This is a genomic window from Streptomyces caelestis, assembly GCF_014205255.1.
GTDB classification, from domain to species: domain Bacteria; phylum Actinomycetota; class Actinomycetes; order Streptomycetales; family Streptomycetaceae; genus Streptomyces; species Streptomyces caelestis.
Map to the genome: position 1 here is coordinate 4,252,739 of NZ_JACHNE010000001.1, position 15,417 is coordinate 4,268,155.

Below are 15,417 nucleotides of genomic sequence, written 5' to 3' on the forward strand. Positions count from 1 at the left end.
CTCCCCAAGTGGGGGTTGGCATTCCGTTCGGTCCCGCCCCACCCCGGCCGCCAGGCGCACCACCTGCACATTTACTACCGCAATACTTGCCTTTGCCAAGTTTTTATGCCGCACCTCCCTCTTTTATTTGCCTGCAGCAACCAATAGATCCTATGGTTGCCCTAAGCAACGAAAGCGGGAGGTGTCATGGCCGAGAGGGCGCAGTACGAAGAGCTGGTCCGCCAGTTCAGTGCCTTCGGTGCCGTGAAGCGGGAGCTCGGCCGGACCATGCCGGCCGACTGCCCCGGCGGTTCGGCGGCCGTTCTGACTCTGCTCGGCCGCCACGGCGACATGCGCATGAGCAAGCTCGCCGAGCTGCTCGCGGTGGACATGTCGGTCACCAGCCGCCATGTCGCGCACGTCGTGGCCAGGGGCTGGATCGAACGCTCCCCCGACCCCGCGGACAAGCGCTCCCGCATCCTGCGCCTCACGCCCGCGGGCCACGCACAGCTCGACGAGCTGTCCCGTCGGACCACCGAGGTCCTCGCCGAGCGCCTGAGCGACTGGACCGACGAGGACGTCGGCCGGCTCACGGACCTGATGGCGCGGCTGAGGGAGAGCTTCGACTGCCGGCCCGCGCCCCGGGCGGCACCACCCGCTGTCGCACAGACCACCCGTACACCCGCAAGCACGTAAGAAAAGGAAGCCCATGGCAACGACCACACCAGCCGGTGTGCGGGCTCATGCCAAGCACGGGGGAGGCTCCCACGGCTCCACCGGCGGCGGCGCTCCGATGACGCACCGGCAGATCATGGAGGCCCTCACCGGCCTCCTGCTCGGCATGTTCGTCGCGATCCTGTCCTCGACGATCGTCTCCAACGCCCTGCCCCGGATCATCGGCGACCTCGGCGGCGGCCAGAGCGCCTACACCTGGGTCGTGACCGCGTCCCTGCTGACGATGACCGCGTCCACGCCGCTGTGGGGCAAGCTCGCCGACCTGTTCTCCAAGAAGCTGCTGATCCAGCTCGCGCTCGTCGTGTTCGTCCTGGGGTCGGCGGCGGCCGGCATGTCCCAGAACCCGGGCACGCTCATCACGTTCCGCGCGGTCCAGGGCATCGGCATGGGCGGTCTGTCCGCGCTGGCCCAGATCATCATGGCGGCGATGATCTCGCCGCGTGAGCGCGGGCGTTACAACGGCTACCTGGGCGCCGTCTTCGCCACGGCCATGGTCGGCGGCCCGCTGGTCGGCGGTGTCATCACCGACACCGACTGGCTCGGCTGGCGCTGGTGCTTCTACGTCGGCGTGCCCTTCGCCGTGATCGCCCTGATCGTGCTCCAGAAGACCCTGCACCTGCCTGTGGTCAAGCGGAAGGTCAAGGTCGACTGGGCCGGTGCCTTCTTCATCACCGCGGCCGTCAGCCTGCTGCTGGTCTGGGTGACCTTCGCCGGTGACAAGTACGACTGGGTGTCGTGGCAGACGTACGCGATGGTCGGCGGCTCGGTCGTGCTGCTGGCGCTGTTCGTCCTGATCGAGGCGAAGGCGAGCGAGCCGATCATCCCGCTGCGGCTGTTCCGCAACCGGACCATCGCGCTGGCGTCGCTGGCCTCGCTGTTCGTCGGTGTCGCGATGTTCGCGGGGACCGTCTTCTTCAGCCAGTACTTCCAGCTGGCCCGGGACAAGTCGCCGACGATGTCCGGTGTCATGACGATCCCGATGATCGCGGGTCTGTTCGTCTCCTCCACCGTCTCCGGCCAGGTCATCACCCGGACCGGGCGCTGGAAGGCGTGGCTGGTCGCCGGTGGCGTGCTGGTGACCGCGGGTCTCGGGCTGCTGGGCACGATCCGGTACGACACCGAGTACTGGCACATAGCGATCTTCATGGCGCTGCTGGGCCTGGGCATCGGCATGATGATGCAGAACCTGGTGCTGTGCACGCAGAACCAGGTGGAGCCGGGTGATCTCGGCGCCGCCAGCTCCACGGTGACCTTCTTCCGGTCCCTGGGCGGTGCGGTGGGAGTCTCGGCGCTCGGCGCGGTCCTCGGCAACAAGATCACCGACTATGTGAAGGACGGCCTCGCCGACCTCGGCGGCAAGGGCGCGGCCCTCGGCCACGCCGGCACGGGCGGGGGCGGCATCCCCGACCTCAACGCGATGCCCGCGCCGATCCGCACCGTCGTGGAGAGCGCCTACGGCCACGGTGTCGCCGACGTGTTCCTCTACTCGGCTCCGCTGGCGCTGCTCGCGCTGCTGGTGTCGCTGTTCATCAAGGAGGTCCCGTTGAAGACGAAGGGTGGGCTGGCACAGGCCGCGGACACCGACACCCGCGCGGAAGCTCCCGACGAGGCTCCCGCCGGGGAGAAGGCGAGGCCGAGCTGGGCCGTGGCGGACGCCGAGACCGCCGACGGCACCGGGCCCGAGGGCACGCAGCGGCTCGCCGCCGTCGCCACGGCGGCCCGGGCCGAGCAGCCCGCGTCCGGTGCGCGCGGTGTGCCGGTCCGCGGCTTCGTCCGCGGCAACGAGAGCGCGCCCGTGCCGCGGGCCGCCGTCACGCTGATCTCGCTGGCCGGGCGTCAGCTGGGCCGGTCCGTGGCGCAGGCCGACGGCTCCTATGCCCTCGACGCGCCGGGCACCGGGTCGTACGTGCTGATCGCCTCCGCCGACGGCTACCAGCCGCAGGCGTCCACGGTCGTGGTGAACGGCGAGCCGGTCGCCTACGACATCCTGCTCAGCGGTACCAGCGGGCTGACCGGCCTGGTGCGGGCCACCGAGGGCGGGCAGCCGGTCAAGGACGCGATGGTGATCGTGACCGATGTGCGCGGGGATCTGCTGGCCGCCCAGGCCACCGGTGAGCAGGGCGAGTTCTCCTTCGCCGAGCTGGTGCCGGGTGCGGTGACCGTCGCGGTGAACGCCACCGGCTACCGGCCGCACGCCCTGCCCGTCGAGGTGGGCGGCGCCGGGGTCACCCGGGTCGAGATCGACCTGGACGCGGGCGCCCGAGTCCAGGGTGTCGTCCGCGCTCCGCACGGCCCGCTGGCCGACGCCCGGGTGACGCTGGTCGACCAGGCGGGCAACGTCGTCGGCTCGGCCACGACCGGCACGGACGGGGCGTACGCCTTCACCGACCTGGACGGCGGCGAGTACACCGTCATCGCCACGGGCTACCCGCCGGTGGCCACCGCCCTGACGGTCACGGGCCGCGGCACCGACGCCCACGACATCGAACTCGCCCACCCCGGCGAGTAGGACAAGCCCCGGCCCGTGGCGGTGGGCGCGCTCCGAGCGGAGGCGCGTCCGCTGCCGCGGGCCGGTTTCTTTTCGAGGAGTTAGCTGAGATGGGACTGACCGCGAGGATCCGTACCCGGGACGGTTGGGCCGTGTCGCACGCGGTCGTCACCGTGGCCGACATGACCGGCGCGCAGGTGCTGCGTGCCGAGGCCGACGCGGAGGGCGCCGTACGGGACGCGACGCCGCTTCAGCCGGGGGCGTACACCGTCATCGTCACCGCCGTCGGGTACGCGCCCGCGGCCTCCAGCGCGATCGTCACGGCGAGCCGGGCCGAGGTCGGCACGGTGACGCTGGCCCGGCAGGGCGGCACCGAGCTGCCGCCGCCGGGGCCGTGGACGATCGACCCGGTGCACTCCAGCGTGGCCGCCGTGGCACAGCACCTGGGCATCTCCAGCGTGCACGGCCGGTTCACGGAGTTCTCCGGCTCGATCGAGATCGCCCCGGACGACGTCACCAAGTCCCGTGTGGAGGCGGTGATCCGGGCCGCGTCCGTCGACACCGGCAACGGCATGCGCGACGGGCACCTGAAGTCGCCGGACTTCCTGGACGTGGAGCGGTTCCCCGAGATCACCTACCGGTCCACGGGGCTCACGGCGGCCGGGTCCGACCGGTGGACGGTCCATGGCGAGCTGGGCATGCACGGCGTGGTCCGGCCGGTCGACCTGGACCTGGCCTACCTCGGCACGGGCCCGGACCCGTGGGGCGGCACCCGCGCGGCGTTCCGCGCCACGACCGAACTGCACCGCGAGGACTTCGCGATGAACTACAACCAGGTCCTGCAGGCGGGCATCGCCGCCATCGGCACGACGCTCAGGGTGGAGCTGGACATCCAGGCCGTGCAGGGCGAGTCACTTCCGGCTGCCTGAGACCGGCGCGGAGACCTTCGCGACCAACTCGCCGCACAGATCCCGGAGCTTGACGTTCCGGTGCTGCGAGGCGCGGCGCAGCCGCTCCAGCGCGTGCCGGGCGTCGATCCGCTCCCGGGCCATGAGGATGCCGATCGCCTGGTCGATGACGCTGCGGGAGAGCAGTGCGGTGCGCACGTCGGCCGCCGACTGGCGGCGGCGCTCGATGCGCAGCGCCACGTTGATCACGTCCCCCGCCCGGACCGCGAAGGCCCGGGCCGCGTCCCGGCCCGGGCCCAGCACACCGGGCCGCACGCCGTAGAGGTTGATCGCGGCGCCGGTCTCGCCCTCGACGGCGACGGGCACGGCCAGCACGCAGTGGACGCCCGCGGAGAGCGCGTAGCGCGTGTACCCCGGCCAGCGGGACTCCGATGCCAGGTCGGAGGCGTACTGCTCGACACCGGTCGCGGCGGCCTCGACGCAGGGTCCCGAGCCGTTCTCGTACTGACGCTGGTCCAGGCCGCTGGGCAGGCCGTCGCTGCCGGCCAGGGTGAGCAGCCGGCCACCGCGGCTCACCGTGATGCTGCACGCGGCGGCGCCGGACACCTCCTGCACCGCACGGTCGGTCAGATCGCGCAGCAGGGTGTCGAGACCGCTGCTGCGCACCATCGCCTGGTCCAGCGTGTCGGACGTCTCGGAACTCATGACCGTACGTATATCCCGTCGGCGTCCCTTAACGCCCCCGCCTTGACTCACACCCCCTAGGTGGAGTTGTGAGCGCTGACGATCTCGCGGGCGAGGTCGCGCAGTTTCACGTTCTCCCGCTGGGAGGCCCGCACCAGGCTCTCGAAGGCCGCGGCCGCGTCGATGTCCTGGCGCTCCATGAGGATGCCGGTGGCCTGGCCGATCAGGTCCCGGGTGTGCATGGCCTCGGTGAGCTGCTCGCGCACGGTCGCGGACTCCAGGGCGATGCTGACGTGCGTGGTGAACAGCCGGCCGATGCGCGTCGCGTCCTCGTCGAAGGCGCCCGGTTTGCGCGCGTAGGCCGTGAGCACGGTCAGCCGGCGGCGGTCGGCGCGCAGCCGCAGCGACAGCGCCGAGCGCAGTCCCAGGGCCGACAGCACGTCCCAGCCCTCGTCGGCCTCGCTGTCCGTTATCCGCGCCACCGGGCTGTGCCACAACTGGTCCCAGTGCCCGTGCGGTTCGCGGCCGCCGTGCCGGGCCTCGGCGGAGCGTACGACGTCGTCGGTCCAGGCGAGCGTGCGGAACTTGCTGCCGCGCTCGATCTCGGAGATGCCGACGTGCTCCGCCCCGGGCATGATGTGCACGGCCAGCCGGACCGCCGTGCGCAGCGTGTTGTGCGGCGTGGGCGTCTCGTGCAGTTGCTGAGACGCCACCGTCAGGGCCTCGGCCAGCTCGAAACCGGCCTGAAAACGGGGCAAATCAGGAAACTCGGACGCAGCCACCACGAACCTCTTCGGCATGCACGACCAAGGCCGTGCGCAGGAGAGCTCCGCAGCACATTCCCGACTGCGAGCACAGGACGAACAGCACTCTAGCTGCTCGGTTGCGTCAAGGTGACGTCCGGCCGACGGCCGCCACAGGCGCTTCCGCAGCCGCGCCCCGGCATGGTGGAATGGGCCCACGGGTCAGGAAGCGGCCTTACCGGAATCCGGACGAACGTCTGCCAGGTGAGCGCTGTGACCTTCCTCCCGAATCCCACCGAACCCCGGGATCTGCCCGGCCGTGTGCACCTCACCATGCCCGCGGAGATCGACTTCTGCAACGCGGAGCAGCTGCTTCCGCTCATCGTGTCCGAGGCCCGGGCCCGTGGTGACCGGCTGGAGGTGCTCGTCCTCGACCTCAGCGCGACCTGCTTCATGGACTCCCAGGGCATCCGTCTCCTCAACGACGTACGCCACCGGCTGCACCCCGGGGCCCGGCTGCGCCTGGTGGCCCGGCCGGACGGCGTCACCAGCCGCGTACTGGAGCTGACCGGCCTGCGCCGGGACGTGCCCGTGTACGACAACCTCGCCGAGGCCATGGGGTCGTAGGCTGCCTGGCATGGCACCGAACATCGCTACGAACACCCGCGTCTCCCGGGACGAGTTGCTCGACTTCGTACGGCCCCGGCACCACGCGATCCTGCTGACCCGGCGGGCCGACGGCAGCCCCCAGGGCTCGCCACTGACCTGCGGGGTCGACGACTCCGGCCGGATCGTGGTCTCGACGTACCCGGAGCGGGCCAAAACCCGCAACGCCAAGCGGGACCCCCGGGTCAGCCTGATCGTGCTCAGCGACGACTGGAACGGCCCCTGGGTCCAGATCGACGGCACGGCCGAGGTCGTCGACAGCCCCGACTCCGTCGAACCGCTCGTGGAGTACTACCGGAACATCGCCGGGGAGCACCCCGACTGGGACGAGTACCGCGCGGCCATGGTCAAGCAGGGCAAGTCGATCATCCGCATCACACCGGAGCGGTGGGGGCCGGTGGCGACCGGCGGGTTCCCGGCGCGGCTGGCCGAGGGGGAGTAGCCGGTCCTCCCGCTCGGGCCCGTCACTCCCGGGCGACCATCGCCTCGATACCCGCGATCAGCAGTTCCAGCGCGAACTCGAAGTCGCGCTCCAGCATCTCCGCGACCGTGTCACCGCCACGCGCCGCCATGATCTCCTGGGACTCCTGGATGACGTCGGCGGCCTGCGGGGCCGCGGTCACCGTGCTCAAGGCCTGCTGGAAGTACTCGTCCACGGTCATGCCGCCGGCCGCGGCCCGGGCGGAGAGGTGGCCCTCCAGCGTGCCGTAGCCGTAGACGAACTGGAAGACCGCCGAGATCGTGCTCGTCAGCCGTTTCGCGGGCAGCCCGGTCCTGCGCACGACGCGCTGTACGGCCCGGGAGAACGCCAGGTTGTTGGGGCCGATGTTGAGGAAGACGCCGACCAGCGCGGACACCCAGGGGTGCCGCACCAGCAGCGTCCGGTACTCCCGGGCCAGCGCCCGCACCTCGTCCCGCCAGTCCTCGTCGGCATCCGGATCGGGCAGCCGCATCTCGCCCATGACCTGGTCCAGGGCGAGTTCGAGGAGGTCGTCCTTGGTGTCGACGTACCAGTAGACGGACATCGCGGTGACGTTCAGCTCACCGGCCAGCCGCCGCATGGAGAACTTGGCCAGCCCCTCGGCGTCCAGCAGCCGGACGGTGACCTCGATGATGCGCTCACGGTCCAGCCCCGAGGGCTGCCCTCCGCCGCGCCGCCGGTGCGCCTTGCTTTCCAGCCAGACGCTGGTCCGCGGCTGACTCTCCCGAGCCGCTTTCGCCATGGCGCACCTTCCTCAGTCTTGCAATGCCGCTCATGCTAGACGCGCTTCCTGGGGGCGCGGGGCTGTGTCGGCCTGCGGCTCCGCCGCGTGGGCGCGACCAGCCACAATGGCCCCGCAGCCGCCCCTCTACCCAGCCGCCCGAGCTGTTAGGCGGACTCTGCCCGCTCAGCCCGCCGCAGCAACGCCGCCGCGACCAATCCCCCAGCCAGCACAGCCACCGCCCCCACCAACTGACTGGTCTCCAGACCGGAGGCGAACGCGTCAGAGATACGCGCCTTCTCCTCAGCGCTGTCCGCCGCGGCCAGCGCCGCCGGCAACGACGCCGCCGATACGGCGACCAGCGACGCGAACCGCGAGTTGAGCACCGCACCGAGCACCGCGACACCGAGGCCGTTGCCGAACTCCGCGAGCGTCCCGTTGATCCCCGCTCCCACACCCGCCTTCTCCGGCGGTATCGCGCTCATGATCGCGTTGGCCATGGCCGGCATGGACAGCGCCACACCCGCGCCCATCACGACCAGGCCGAGCAGCATCCCGCCGTACCCGTGCCCGCCGAGCAGCGCGATCGCCGCCAGCCCGGCCGAGACCAGGCTCATACCGAGCGCGATGGCCGCCGGAGTGCCGGCCTTGAGCACCAGCTTCGCTCCGAGTCCGGTGAAGTTGAGCGCGACCACGGTCAACGCCAGCGGCGCCGTCCGCAGACCGGCGTCCAGCGGCTCGTAGCCGAGCACGAACTGGAGGTGCTGGGTGAGCAGGAACAGCGAGCCCGTCATGCCGAACGCCACGAGGATCGCGCCCGCGACCGCGCCCACGAACTTCTGGTTGCGGAAGAAGTGCATGTCCAGCATGGGGTGCTCGATCCGCAGCTCCCACGACACGAACAGACCGAGAACGACCAGGCCGACCAGGGCGGAGACCAGTACCTGCGCGGAGGTCCAGCCGTGCTCGGGGCCGGTGATGATCGCGTACACCACGGCCGTCATGCCGATGGTCGACAGCACCGCGCCGACCAGGTCGGGCCGGTCACCCGCCTTGTGCCTGGACTCCGGTACCAGCGCGGCGACCGCGATCAGGCCGAGTACGGCGATCGGGATGTTGATCAGGAAGATCGCGCCCCACCAGAAGTGGTTGAGCATCACTCCGCCGATCAGCGGCCCGGCCGCGAAACCGAGCGAACTGACCGTGGACCACAGGGCGATGGCCTTGACGCGCTCCTGGTCGTCGAAGATCTGCACGACGACGGCGAGGATCGTGGTCATCAGCAGCGCGCCGCCGACGCCCATGCCGGCGCGGGCCGCGATCAGCTGGGCCGGGCTCTGGGACAGGCCGGCCACCAGCGAGCCCACACCGAAGATCACCAGGCCCGACATCAGCAGCAGCTTGCGGCCGTAGCGGTCGGCGGCGTTGCCCGCCGTGAGCAGCAGGCCGGACTGCACCAGGGAGTAGGCGTTCATCATCCACTGGACGTCGGCGGTCGTCGCGTCCATCTCGCGGGTGAGCGAGGGGATCGCCACGTTCAGGATCGTGTTGTCGAGCAGCACGGTGAGCTGCGCGAGGCAGATGACACCGAGGATCAGCCAGCGCTGGGGGTGGCCGCCGTGCGCCGTCTGCGGCGGGGCCTCTTCCTGTGGGGACGTCGTCATGCTGTACACCGTAGAATACGTCCCATACGGCGTACAACCGAGTATGAGATGGTGCCGGGAAACGAGGAAGGGCGGTGGCTCTCGGCCACCGCCCTTCCTCCGGTCAGGGGACGGTCAGCTGCTCGCCTTCCGCGTGAGGTCGTAGAAGGTGGCCGAAGCGGCCGTGACCTTCTTGAAGTTGGCCTCGACCCAGGAGGTGATCTGGGAGGAGGTGCCGTCGCTGCTGCCGCCCATGCCGCCGCCCGCGCCGGAGGCGATGAAGTAGTGGATCTTTCCCTCCTCGACGTACTGCTTGAACTGGGCCGGCGTCGGGGACGGGTCCGTGCCGTTGAAGCCGCCGATGGCCATCACCGGCTCGCCGGTGGACAGCTGGTAACTCGCGGCGTTCTGGGCACCGATGGCCGCCGCGGCCCAGGTGTACTGGTCGGCGTCGGTCTCCAGCAGCTTCTTGGCCTCGGAGCCGACGCTGGCGCCGTTGAGCAGACCGCCCATGCCGCCACCGCCGCCCATGCGGCCGGTACGGCCGCCGTCGCCGTTCTGACGGTTCTGGCCGCCACCCGGGAAAGCGCCGCCGGGGAAGCCGTCGCCCTGCCCGCCCTGGGTGGTGCCGTCGCCGTTCTGCCGGCCTTGCTGACCTTGCTGGTTCTGGCCACCGCCCGGGAAACCGCCGCCGGGCCCACCGCCGCCGGGGGCGCCACCGCCGCCCGGACCGCCCCGGCCGCCCGCGACCGCCGGACCCGCCGTGACGATCGAGCCCGTGTGCCCCTCGTTCACCGTGGTGAGCGTGTACGCCGCCGGTCCGGCCAGCGCGGCGACCAGTCCCAACCCGGCCGTTCCCAGGGCCAGTCGGCGCCCCAGCCGGCCGGCGAAGATCAGGCCGAGGGCCGCCGTCAGACCGCCGACCAGGACGAGCCACTTCAACCAGGGCAGGTAGTCGGAGGAGCGGTTGAGCAGCACGTAGCCCCAGGCCGCGGTGGCCGTCATCGCGGCCGCCAGGGTCAGCGACGCCCACGCCTTGTCCCGCTTCTCCCAGAGCAGCGCCGAGCCCATGCCGATCAACGGAGCGATGTAGGGGGCGAGCGCCACCGTGTAGTACTCGTGGAAGATGCCCTCCATGTAGCTGAAGACCAGCATGGTCGTGAGCAGCGCGCCGCCCCAGACCAGGAACGAACCGCGCGTCACCGACGTCCGCCCGGCCCTGCGGGTGGCCACCAGGCCCGCCACGAGCAGGATCAGCGCGGCCGGGATCAGCCAGGAGATCTGGCCGCCGATGCTGGAGCTGAAAAGACGGTCCCAGCCGGTCTCGCCCCAGGTGCCACCGCCGCCACCGCCACCGACGCTGCCGGTCTCGTCGCCGTTGAGGCGGCCCAGGCCGTTGTAGCCGAAGGTCAGTTCCAGGAAGCTGTTGTTCTGCGAGCCGCCGATGTACGGGCGGGAGGACGCGGGCCACAGCTCGACGATCGCGACCCACCAGCCGCCGGAGACGACCAACGCAGCGGCAGCGAGGGCGAGTTGCCCGAAGCGCTTCTTCACCGGGACCGGTGCGCACACGGCGTAGACGAGGGCCAGCGGCGGCAGGATCAGGAAGGCCTGGAGGGTCTTGGCGAGGAAGGCGAAGCCGATGGCCCCACCCGCCCACACCAGCCACCTGGTACGGCCGTCCTCCAGGGCCCGGATGACGAAAGAGCAGGCCACGGCCATCAGCAGGGCCAGCATCGCGTCCGGGTTGTTGAAGCGGAACATCAGCGCCACGACGGGCGTGAGCGCGAGCACCGCGCCCGCGATCAGGCCGGCCGCGGGGCTGAACCGGCGGCGCACGGCCGCGTGGACGACGGCCACCGTGCCGACGCCCATGAGGACCTCCGGGACGAGGATCGCCCAGGAGCTGAGGCCGAACAGCCGCACGGACAGGGCCATCGGCCACAGGGCGGCCGGGGGCTTGTCGACGGTGATGGCGCCCGCCGCGTCCAGCGAGCCGAAGAAGAAGGCCTTCCAGGACTGGCTGCCGGCCTGAACGGCCGCCGAGTAGAAGGAGTTGGCGTAGCCGGAGGCGCTCAGGTTGTACAGGTAGAGCACCGCGGTCGCCAGCAGCAGGGTGAGGAGGGCCGGGCGGGCCCAGCGGGGGTCCTCGGGCCGGCCGCGCCACAGCCGCTGCGGCAAGGGCCGCTTGGGCTCACCGGCGTCGGGGGCCGGTGCCGTTGTCGCCGGTGCCGTTGTCGCCGGTGCCGTTGTCGCCGGTGCCGGGGGGCGGGTCCGGGTTCCGGGACTCGTGTCTCTGCCGGTGATCTGCCGGTCGTAGTGGGCGGTCATCGGAAGTCCCTCGCATCGGTGGTGTGGGGGCGCACCGGCAGCAGCTGCACGGTGGCGTCCCTCCAGGTGCCGTCCGCGGCTTCACCGGCGCGGAACTGGTCGGTGGGGTATGAGCCGGTGAGGTGTGAGGCGGTGGGGTACGAGGCCACCACCGTCGTCTCGCTGTCGTGCCGGTCCGGGAACACCCACGCCCGGAAGAGCAGGAAGCGCAGCACGGTCGCCGCGAGGTTGGCGGCGATGAGCACCGCCAGCTCGGTGGAGTGCGCGGGCTCGGACGTGGCCGCGCCCAGCGCGGCGAGCGAACCGCTGGTCAGGGCGAGCCCGATACCGAAGACGACCAGGCCCTGCGCCTGATGCCGTACGGCCCCGTCGCGCCCGCGCACCCCGAAGGTGAGCCGCCGGTTCGCGGCGGTGTTGGCGATCGCCGAGACCAGCAGGGCGAGGGCGTTGGCGACCTGGGAGCCGGTGAAGACGCGGAAGCCGCTGTAGAGGAGCAGGTAGAAGAGGGTGGAGAGACCGCCGACGACGCAGAAGCCGACCAACTGGCGGGTCAGGCCCCGCGGCACGTCCTTGATCTCACGGTCGCGCGGGTCGTCGCCGAACGGCCGGGTGAGCCGGTCCAGCGGCAGCGAACCGGTGGCCAGGGCCCTGCCGACGCGCCACACGCCCTTGAGGTCGTCGGTCGCGGTCTTGACGATGTGCACGGTCGAGTCGGGGTCGTCGACCCAGTCGACCGGCACCTCGTGGATCCGCAGCCCCGCGCGCTCGGCCAGCACCAGCATCTCGGTGTCGAAGAACCAGCCGGTGTCCTCGATCAGGGGCAGCAGCACCTGCGCCACGTCACGGCGGATCGCCTTGAACCCGCACTGGGCGTCCGAGAAGCGGGCCTGGAGCGAGCCGCGCAGGATGAGGTTGTAGGCCCGGCTGATGAACTCCCGCTTGGGGCCGCGCACCACGCGCGAGCTGCGGGCCAGCCGGGAGCCGATCGCGAGGTCCGAGTGGCCGGAGATCAGCGGGGCCACCAGCGGGAGCAGGGCGTTGAGGTCGGTGGACAGGTCCACGTCCATGTAGGCGAGGACCGGGGAGTCCGAGGCCGACCAGACGGCCCGCAGGGCCCGCCCGCGGCCCTTCTGCTCCAGGCGGAAGGTGGTGACCTCGGGGATCTCCGCCGCCAGCCGCGCCGCCACCTGCGGGGTGGTGTCCGTGGAGGCGTTGTCCGCGATCGTGATGCGGAACGCGTACGGGAACGTGCGGGCGAGGTGCTCGTGCAGTCTGCGGACGCACGGCTGGAGGTCCTTCTCCTCGTTGTAGACGGGGATCACTACGTCCAGGACAGGCGTACCGGCTGGTGCGGCCGGGAGGTGCTCCCGCGCCGGCAGGGTGCCGGGAGAAGAATCGGTTCGCATGGAACCGACTTTCGTCAGGCGCCCTGTCGCGCCCATGTGGTGAGGCTGTGGCGTGCCTGTGAGTGCTGCTGCCGGTTCATGTCCGGCTGCGGCGGGGGCGGCGGCGCGGGCAGGTGCACCGTGAACACGGTCCGCCCGGGCACGCTGTCGACGGTCACGGCACCGCCGTGCGCGGTCGCCACGGCCTGCACGATGGCGAGGCCGAGACCGGTCGAGCCGGTGGCGCGGGACCGTGCGGAGTCGCCGCGCGCGAACCGTTCGAAGACGTGGGGGAGCAACTCGGCAGGGATCCCCTGCCCGTTGTCCTCGACGTCCACGCACAGCCAGGGACCGCGCCGCTGCACCCGCGCGGTGACGGTCGTACCGGGCGGGGTGTGGTTACGGGCGTTGCCGAGCAGGTTGACGAGGACCTGCTGCAGCCGGGCCGCGTCCGCCGACACGAGCGCGGGCTCGTCGGGCAGTTCCAGCCGCCAGTTGTGGTCCTGGCCGGCCGCACGGGCGTCGCTGACGGTGTCCACGACGAGCGGTACGAGGTCGGTCTGCTCGAACTGCAACGGCCGTCCGGCGTCCAGCCGGGCGAGCAGCAGCAGATCCTCGACGAGCAGCGTCATACGCCCGGCCTCGGACTCGATCCGCCCGAGGGCGTGCCGGGCGTCGGGCCCGACGTCCTCTCTGCCGCGCCTGGTCAGCTCGGCGTACCCGCGGATGGAGGCGAGGGGGGTCCGCAGCTCGTGACTGGCGTCGGCCACGAACTGCCTGACCCGCGTCTCGCTCTGCTGCCGTGCGTGCAGGGCGCCGTGGACGTGGTCGAGCATCCGGTTGAGCGCGGCACCGACCTGCCCGACCTCGGTGTGCGGGTCGGTCTCGGACTCCGGAACACGCTCGCTGAGGTTCACCTCGCCGGTGTGCAGGGGGAGTTCGGAGACCCGGGTGGCGGTGGCGGCGACGCGGCGCAGGGGGCGGGTGGCGACGCCGATGAGAACGGAGCCGGCGATGGCGGCGGCGACCAGGCCCGCGCCGGTGACGCTCACCTCGACGAGGATGAGGGTGTTGATCGTGGTGGTGACCGACTCGGTGGGCAGGGCGACGTAGTAGCTGCCTCCGTCGGCCCCGAGGACGAACTGCACGCGGTACTCGCCGAGGCCGGGGATGTCGACGGTGTGCATGCCCTTGGTCGGCACCTCGGCGAGGGCGGCCTTCTGCTCGTCGGTGAGGTCGACGGCCGAGTTCCGCTGGAAGGGGCCGTTGTCGTTGGAGGCCTCCCGGGCGAAGACCGCCTGGGTGAGCGTGCCGTCAGCGGCGACCTCGGCGGCGATGGTCTTCGGTTGCGCCGGTCCCCTGATGAAGCCCGTGATCCTGTCCGTCGAGTCGAAGTCGTCTTCGTCCCCGGGTTTCATGGGCCCCGACAGCCGCTTGCCGACGTCCTCGACCTGCCCGTTCAACTGCTCGTACAGATGTGACCTGAGGGCGAGCGTCGTCACGGTCCCGATCACCGCACACACCACGGCGATCAGCACCACGGACGCGACGACGAGCCGCGTGCGCAGCGTGCGCGGCTTGCCCACCCTCTGCTGCGTACTCGGCCGCCGTCGCCCGCTCATGACGCCGCGGGCTTGATCAGGTAACCGGCACCACGCCGGGTGTGGATCATCGGCTCCCGCCCGGCGTCGATCTTCCGCCGCAGGTAGGAGATGTACAGCTCGACGACGTTGGCCTGCCCGCCGAAGTCGTACGACCACACGCGGTCGAGGATCTGCGCCTTGCTCAGCACGCGCCGCGGATTGCGCATCAGGAACCGCAGCAGCTCGAACTCGGTCGCGGTCAGGTGGATGTTGTCACCGGCCCGAGTGACCTCGTGACTGTCCTCGTCGAGTGTGAGGTCGCCGACGACCAGCGTGGAGTCGGAGCGCCGGTCGGCGGCACCGGACCGCCGTATCAGCCCGCGCAGCCGCGCGACGACCTCTTCGAGGCTGAACGGCTTGGTGACGTAGTCGTCCCCACCGGCCGTCAGCCCGGCGATCCGGTCCTCGACGGCGTCCTTGGCGGTGAGGAAGAGAACCGGCATGTCCGGCAGCTCACGGCGCAGCCGCCCGAGCACGGCCAACCCGTCCATGTCGGGCAGCATCATGTCGAGCACGACGGCGTCGGGCCGGAAGTCGCGAGCGGTCTGGATGGCACCCGTGCCGTCACCGGCACTCCGGATCTGCCATCCCTCGTAGCGCAGGGCCATGGACAGCAGCTCGGTGATCGACATCTCGTCGTCCACCACAAGCACTCGGACGGGGCTCCCGTCCGGCCTCAGCAGTTCGGTGCGCCCCTGGGGCGAGGTCGTGGTCATGGTGAACACGATGTCGGGGTGCTCTGAGAGCGCCCTTTCCAGAACCTGTGATTTCCCTGAGAAACACACAGGCGCCTCTCAGGAAAAGCCTGGGAAGGCCCGGGTCGGGTGCGGTGAGGCCTGCGGTGGGTCGCTTGAGACATGAGGGGGAAGCTGTGGATCCGCTGGGCGGCTCGGCGGAATCCGCCGGGCGGGGGCGCGGCGGGAATCCGCTGCTGGGCGGGCGCGCGGCAGGAACCCGCCGGACAGGTGCGCGGCAGGAACCCGCTAGGCGGGCGCGCGGCGAAATCCGCC

At 71.1% G+C, this 15,417-nt stretch carries 13 protein-coding genes; 5 read left to right on the plus strand and 8 right to left on the minus strand.

The window, feature by feature from the left end; genetic code table 11:
- Positions 1-186 precede the first annotated feature (186 nt).
- The 3 genes from HDA41_RS19330 to HDA41_RS19340 all read left to right on the plus strand — a co-directional run bounded on the left by HDA41_RS19330 (position 187) and on the right by HDA41_RS19340 (position 4,131).
- Positions 187-675, plus strand: a complete 489-nt coding sequence (locus HDA41_RS19330) for a MarR family winged helix-turn-helix transcriptional regulator (RefSeq protein WP_184985584.1) — start codon at positions 187-189, stop codon at positions 673-675.
- Positions 676-772: 97 nt separating this feature from the next.
- Positions 773-3,223 carry an MFS transporter gene (locus HDA41_RS19335; protein ID WP_465269721.1) on the plus strand — a complete coding sequence of 817 codons (2,451 nt, stop codon included), beginning with the start codon at positions 773-775 and terminating at the stop codon, positions 3,221-3,223.
- 89 nt (positions 3,224-3,312) lie between these two features.
- Positions 3,313-4,131 (plus strand): YceI family protein, encoded by an 819-nt coding sequence (locus HDA41_RS19340; protein ID WP_184985588.1) that lies wholly within the window; start codon positions 3,313-3,315, stop codon positions 4,129-4,131.
- Here the strand turns inward: HDA41_RS19340 and HDA41_RS19345 are convergent.
- Together HDA41_RS19345 and HDA41_RS19350 are read right to left on the minus strand one after the other, a co-directional pair.
- Positions 4,114-4,815 (minus strand): GAF and ANTAR domain-containing protein, encoded by a 702-nt coding sequence (locus tag HDA41_RS19345; RefSeq protein ID WP_184985590.1) that lies wholly within the window; start codon positions 4,813-4,815, stop codon positions 4,114-4,116. The two genes, HDA41_RS19340 and HDA41_RS19345, sit on opposite strands and share 18 nt — an antisense overlap.
- Positions 4,816-4,871: 56 nt before the next feature.
- Complete coding sequence (locus HDA41_RS19350; RefSeq protein WP_184985592.1) at positions 4,872-5,594, minus strand: ANTAR domain-containing protein; 723 nt, start codon at positions 5,592-5,594, stop codon at positions 4,872-4,874.
- 207 nt (positions 5,595-5,801) lie between these two features.
- Between HDA41_RS19350 and HDA41_RS19355 the strand changes: the two genes are divergently transcribed.
- Together HDA41_RS19355 and HDA41_RS19360 are read left to right on the plus strand one after the other, a co-directional pair.
- Positions 5,802-6,164: an STAS domain-containing protein gene (locus HDA41_RS19355; protein WP_184985594.1), complete on the plus strand. Its 363-nt coding sequence runs from the start codon at positions 5,802-5,804 to the stop codon at positions 6,162-6,164.
- A gap of 10 nt (positions 6,165-6,174) precedes the next feature.
- Positions 6,175-6,645, plus strand: coding sequence for a PPOX class F420-dependent oxidoreductase (locus HDA41_RS19360; RefSeq protein WP_184985596.1), 471 nt, complete (start codon positions 6,175-6,177; stop codon positions 6,643-6,645).
- Positions 6,646-6,667: 22 nt separating this feature from the next.
- On the opposite strand, the gene HDA41_RS19365 is transcribed toward HDA41_RS19360, so the two are convergent.
- The 6 genes from HDA41_RS19365 to HDA41_RS19390 form a co-directional block, all read right to left on the minus strand.
- The gene (locus HDA41_RS19365; RefSeq protein WP_184985598.1) at positions 6,668-7,426 is read right to left on the minus strand and encodes a TetR/AcrR family transcriptional regulator; all 759 of its coding nucleotides are present in this window, start codon (positions 7,424-7,426) and stop codon (positions 6,668-6,670) included.
- Positions 7,427-7,572: 146 nt separating this feature from the next.
- A complete protein-coding gene (locus tag HDA41_RS19370) occupies positions 7,573-9,069 on the minus strand; it encodes an MFS transporter (protein ID WP_184985600.1) in 1,497 nt (498 codons plus the stop codon).
- Positions 9,070-9,183: 114 nt separating this feature from the next.
- On the minus strand, positions 9,184-11,379 hold the full coding sequence (locus HDA41_RS19375) for an ArnT family glycosyltransferase (protein WP_184985601.1): 2,196 nt from the start codon (positions 11,377-11,379) through the stop codon (positions 9,184-9,186).
- The gene (locus HDA41_RS19380) at positions 11,376-12,785 is read right to left on the minus strand and encodes a bifunctional glycosyltransferase family 2/GtrA family protein (RefSeq protein ID WP_184985603.1); all 1,410 of its coding nucleotides are present in this window, start codon (positions 12,783-12,785) and stop codon (positions 11,376-11,378) included. Before HDA41_RS19380 ends, HDA41_RS19375 begins: the two co-directional genes overlap by 4 nt.
- Before the next feature lie 14 nt (positions 12,786-12,799).
- Positions 12,800-14,386, minus strand: a complete 1,587-nt coding sequence (locus tag HDA41_RS19385) for a sensor histidine kinase (RefSeq protein ID WP_184985605.1) — start codon at positions 14,384-14,386, stop codon at positions 12,800-12,802.
- A complete protein-coding gene (locus HDA41_RS19390; RefSeq protein ID WP_184985607.1) occupies positions 14,383-15,123 on the minus strand; it encodes a response regulator transcription factor in 741 nt (246 codons plus the stop codon). The genes HDA41_RS19385 and HDA41_RS19390 overlap by 4 nt, the downstream gene beginning before the upstream one ends.
- Positions 15,124-15,417: the final 294 nt, after the last annotated feature.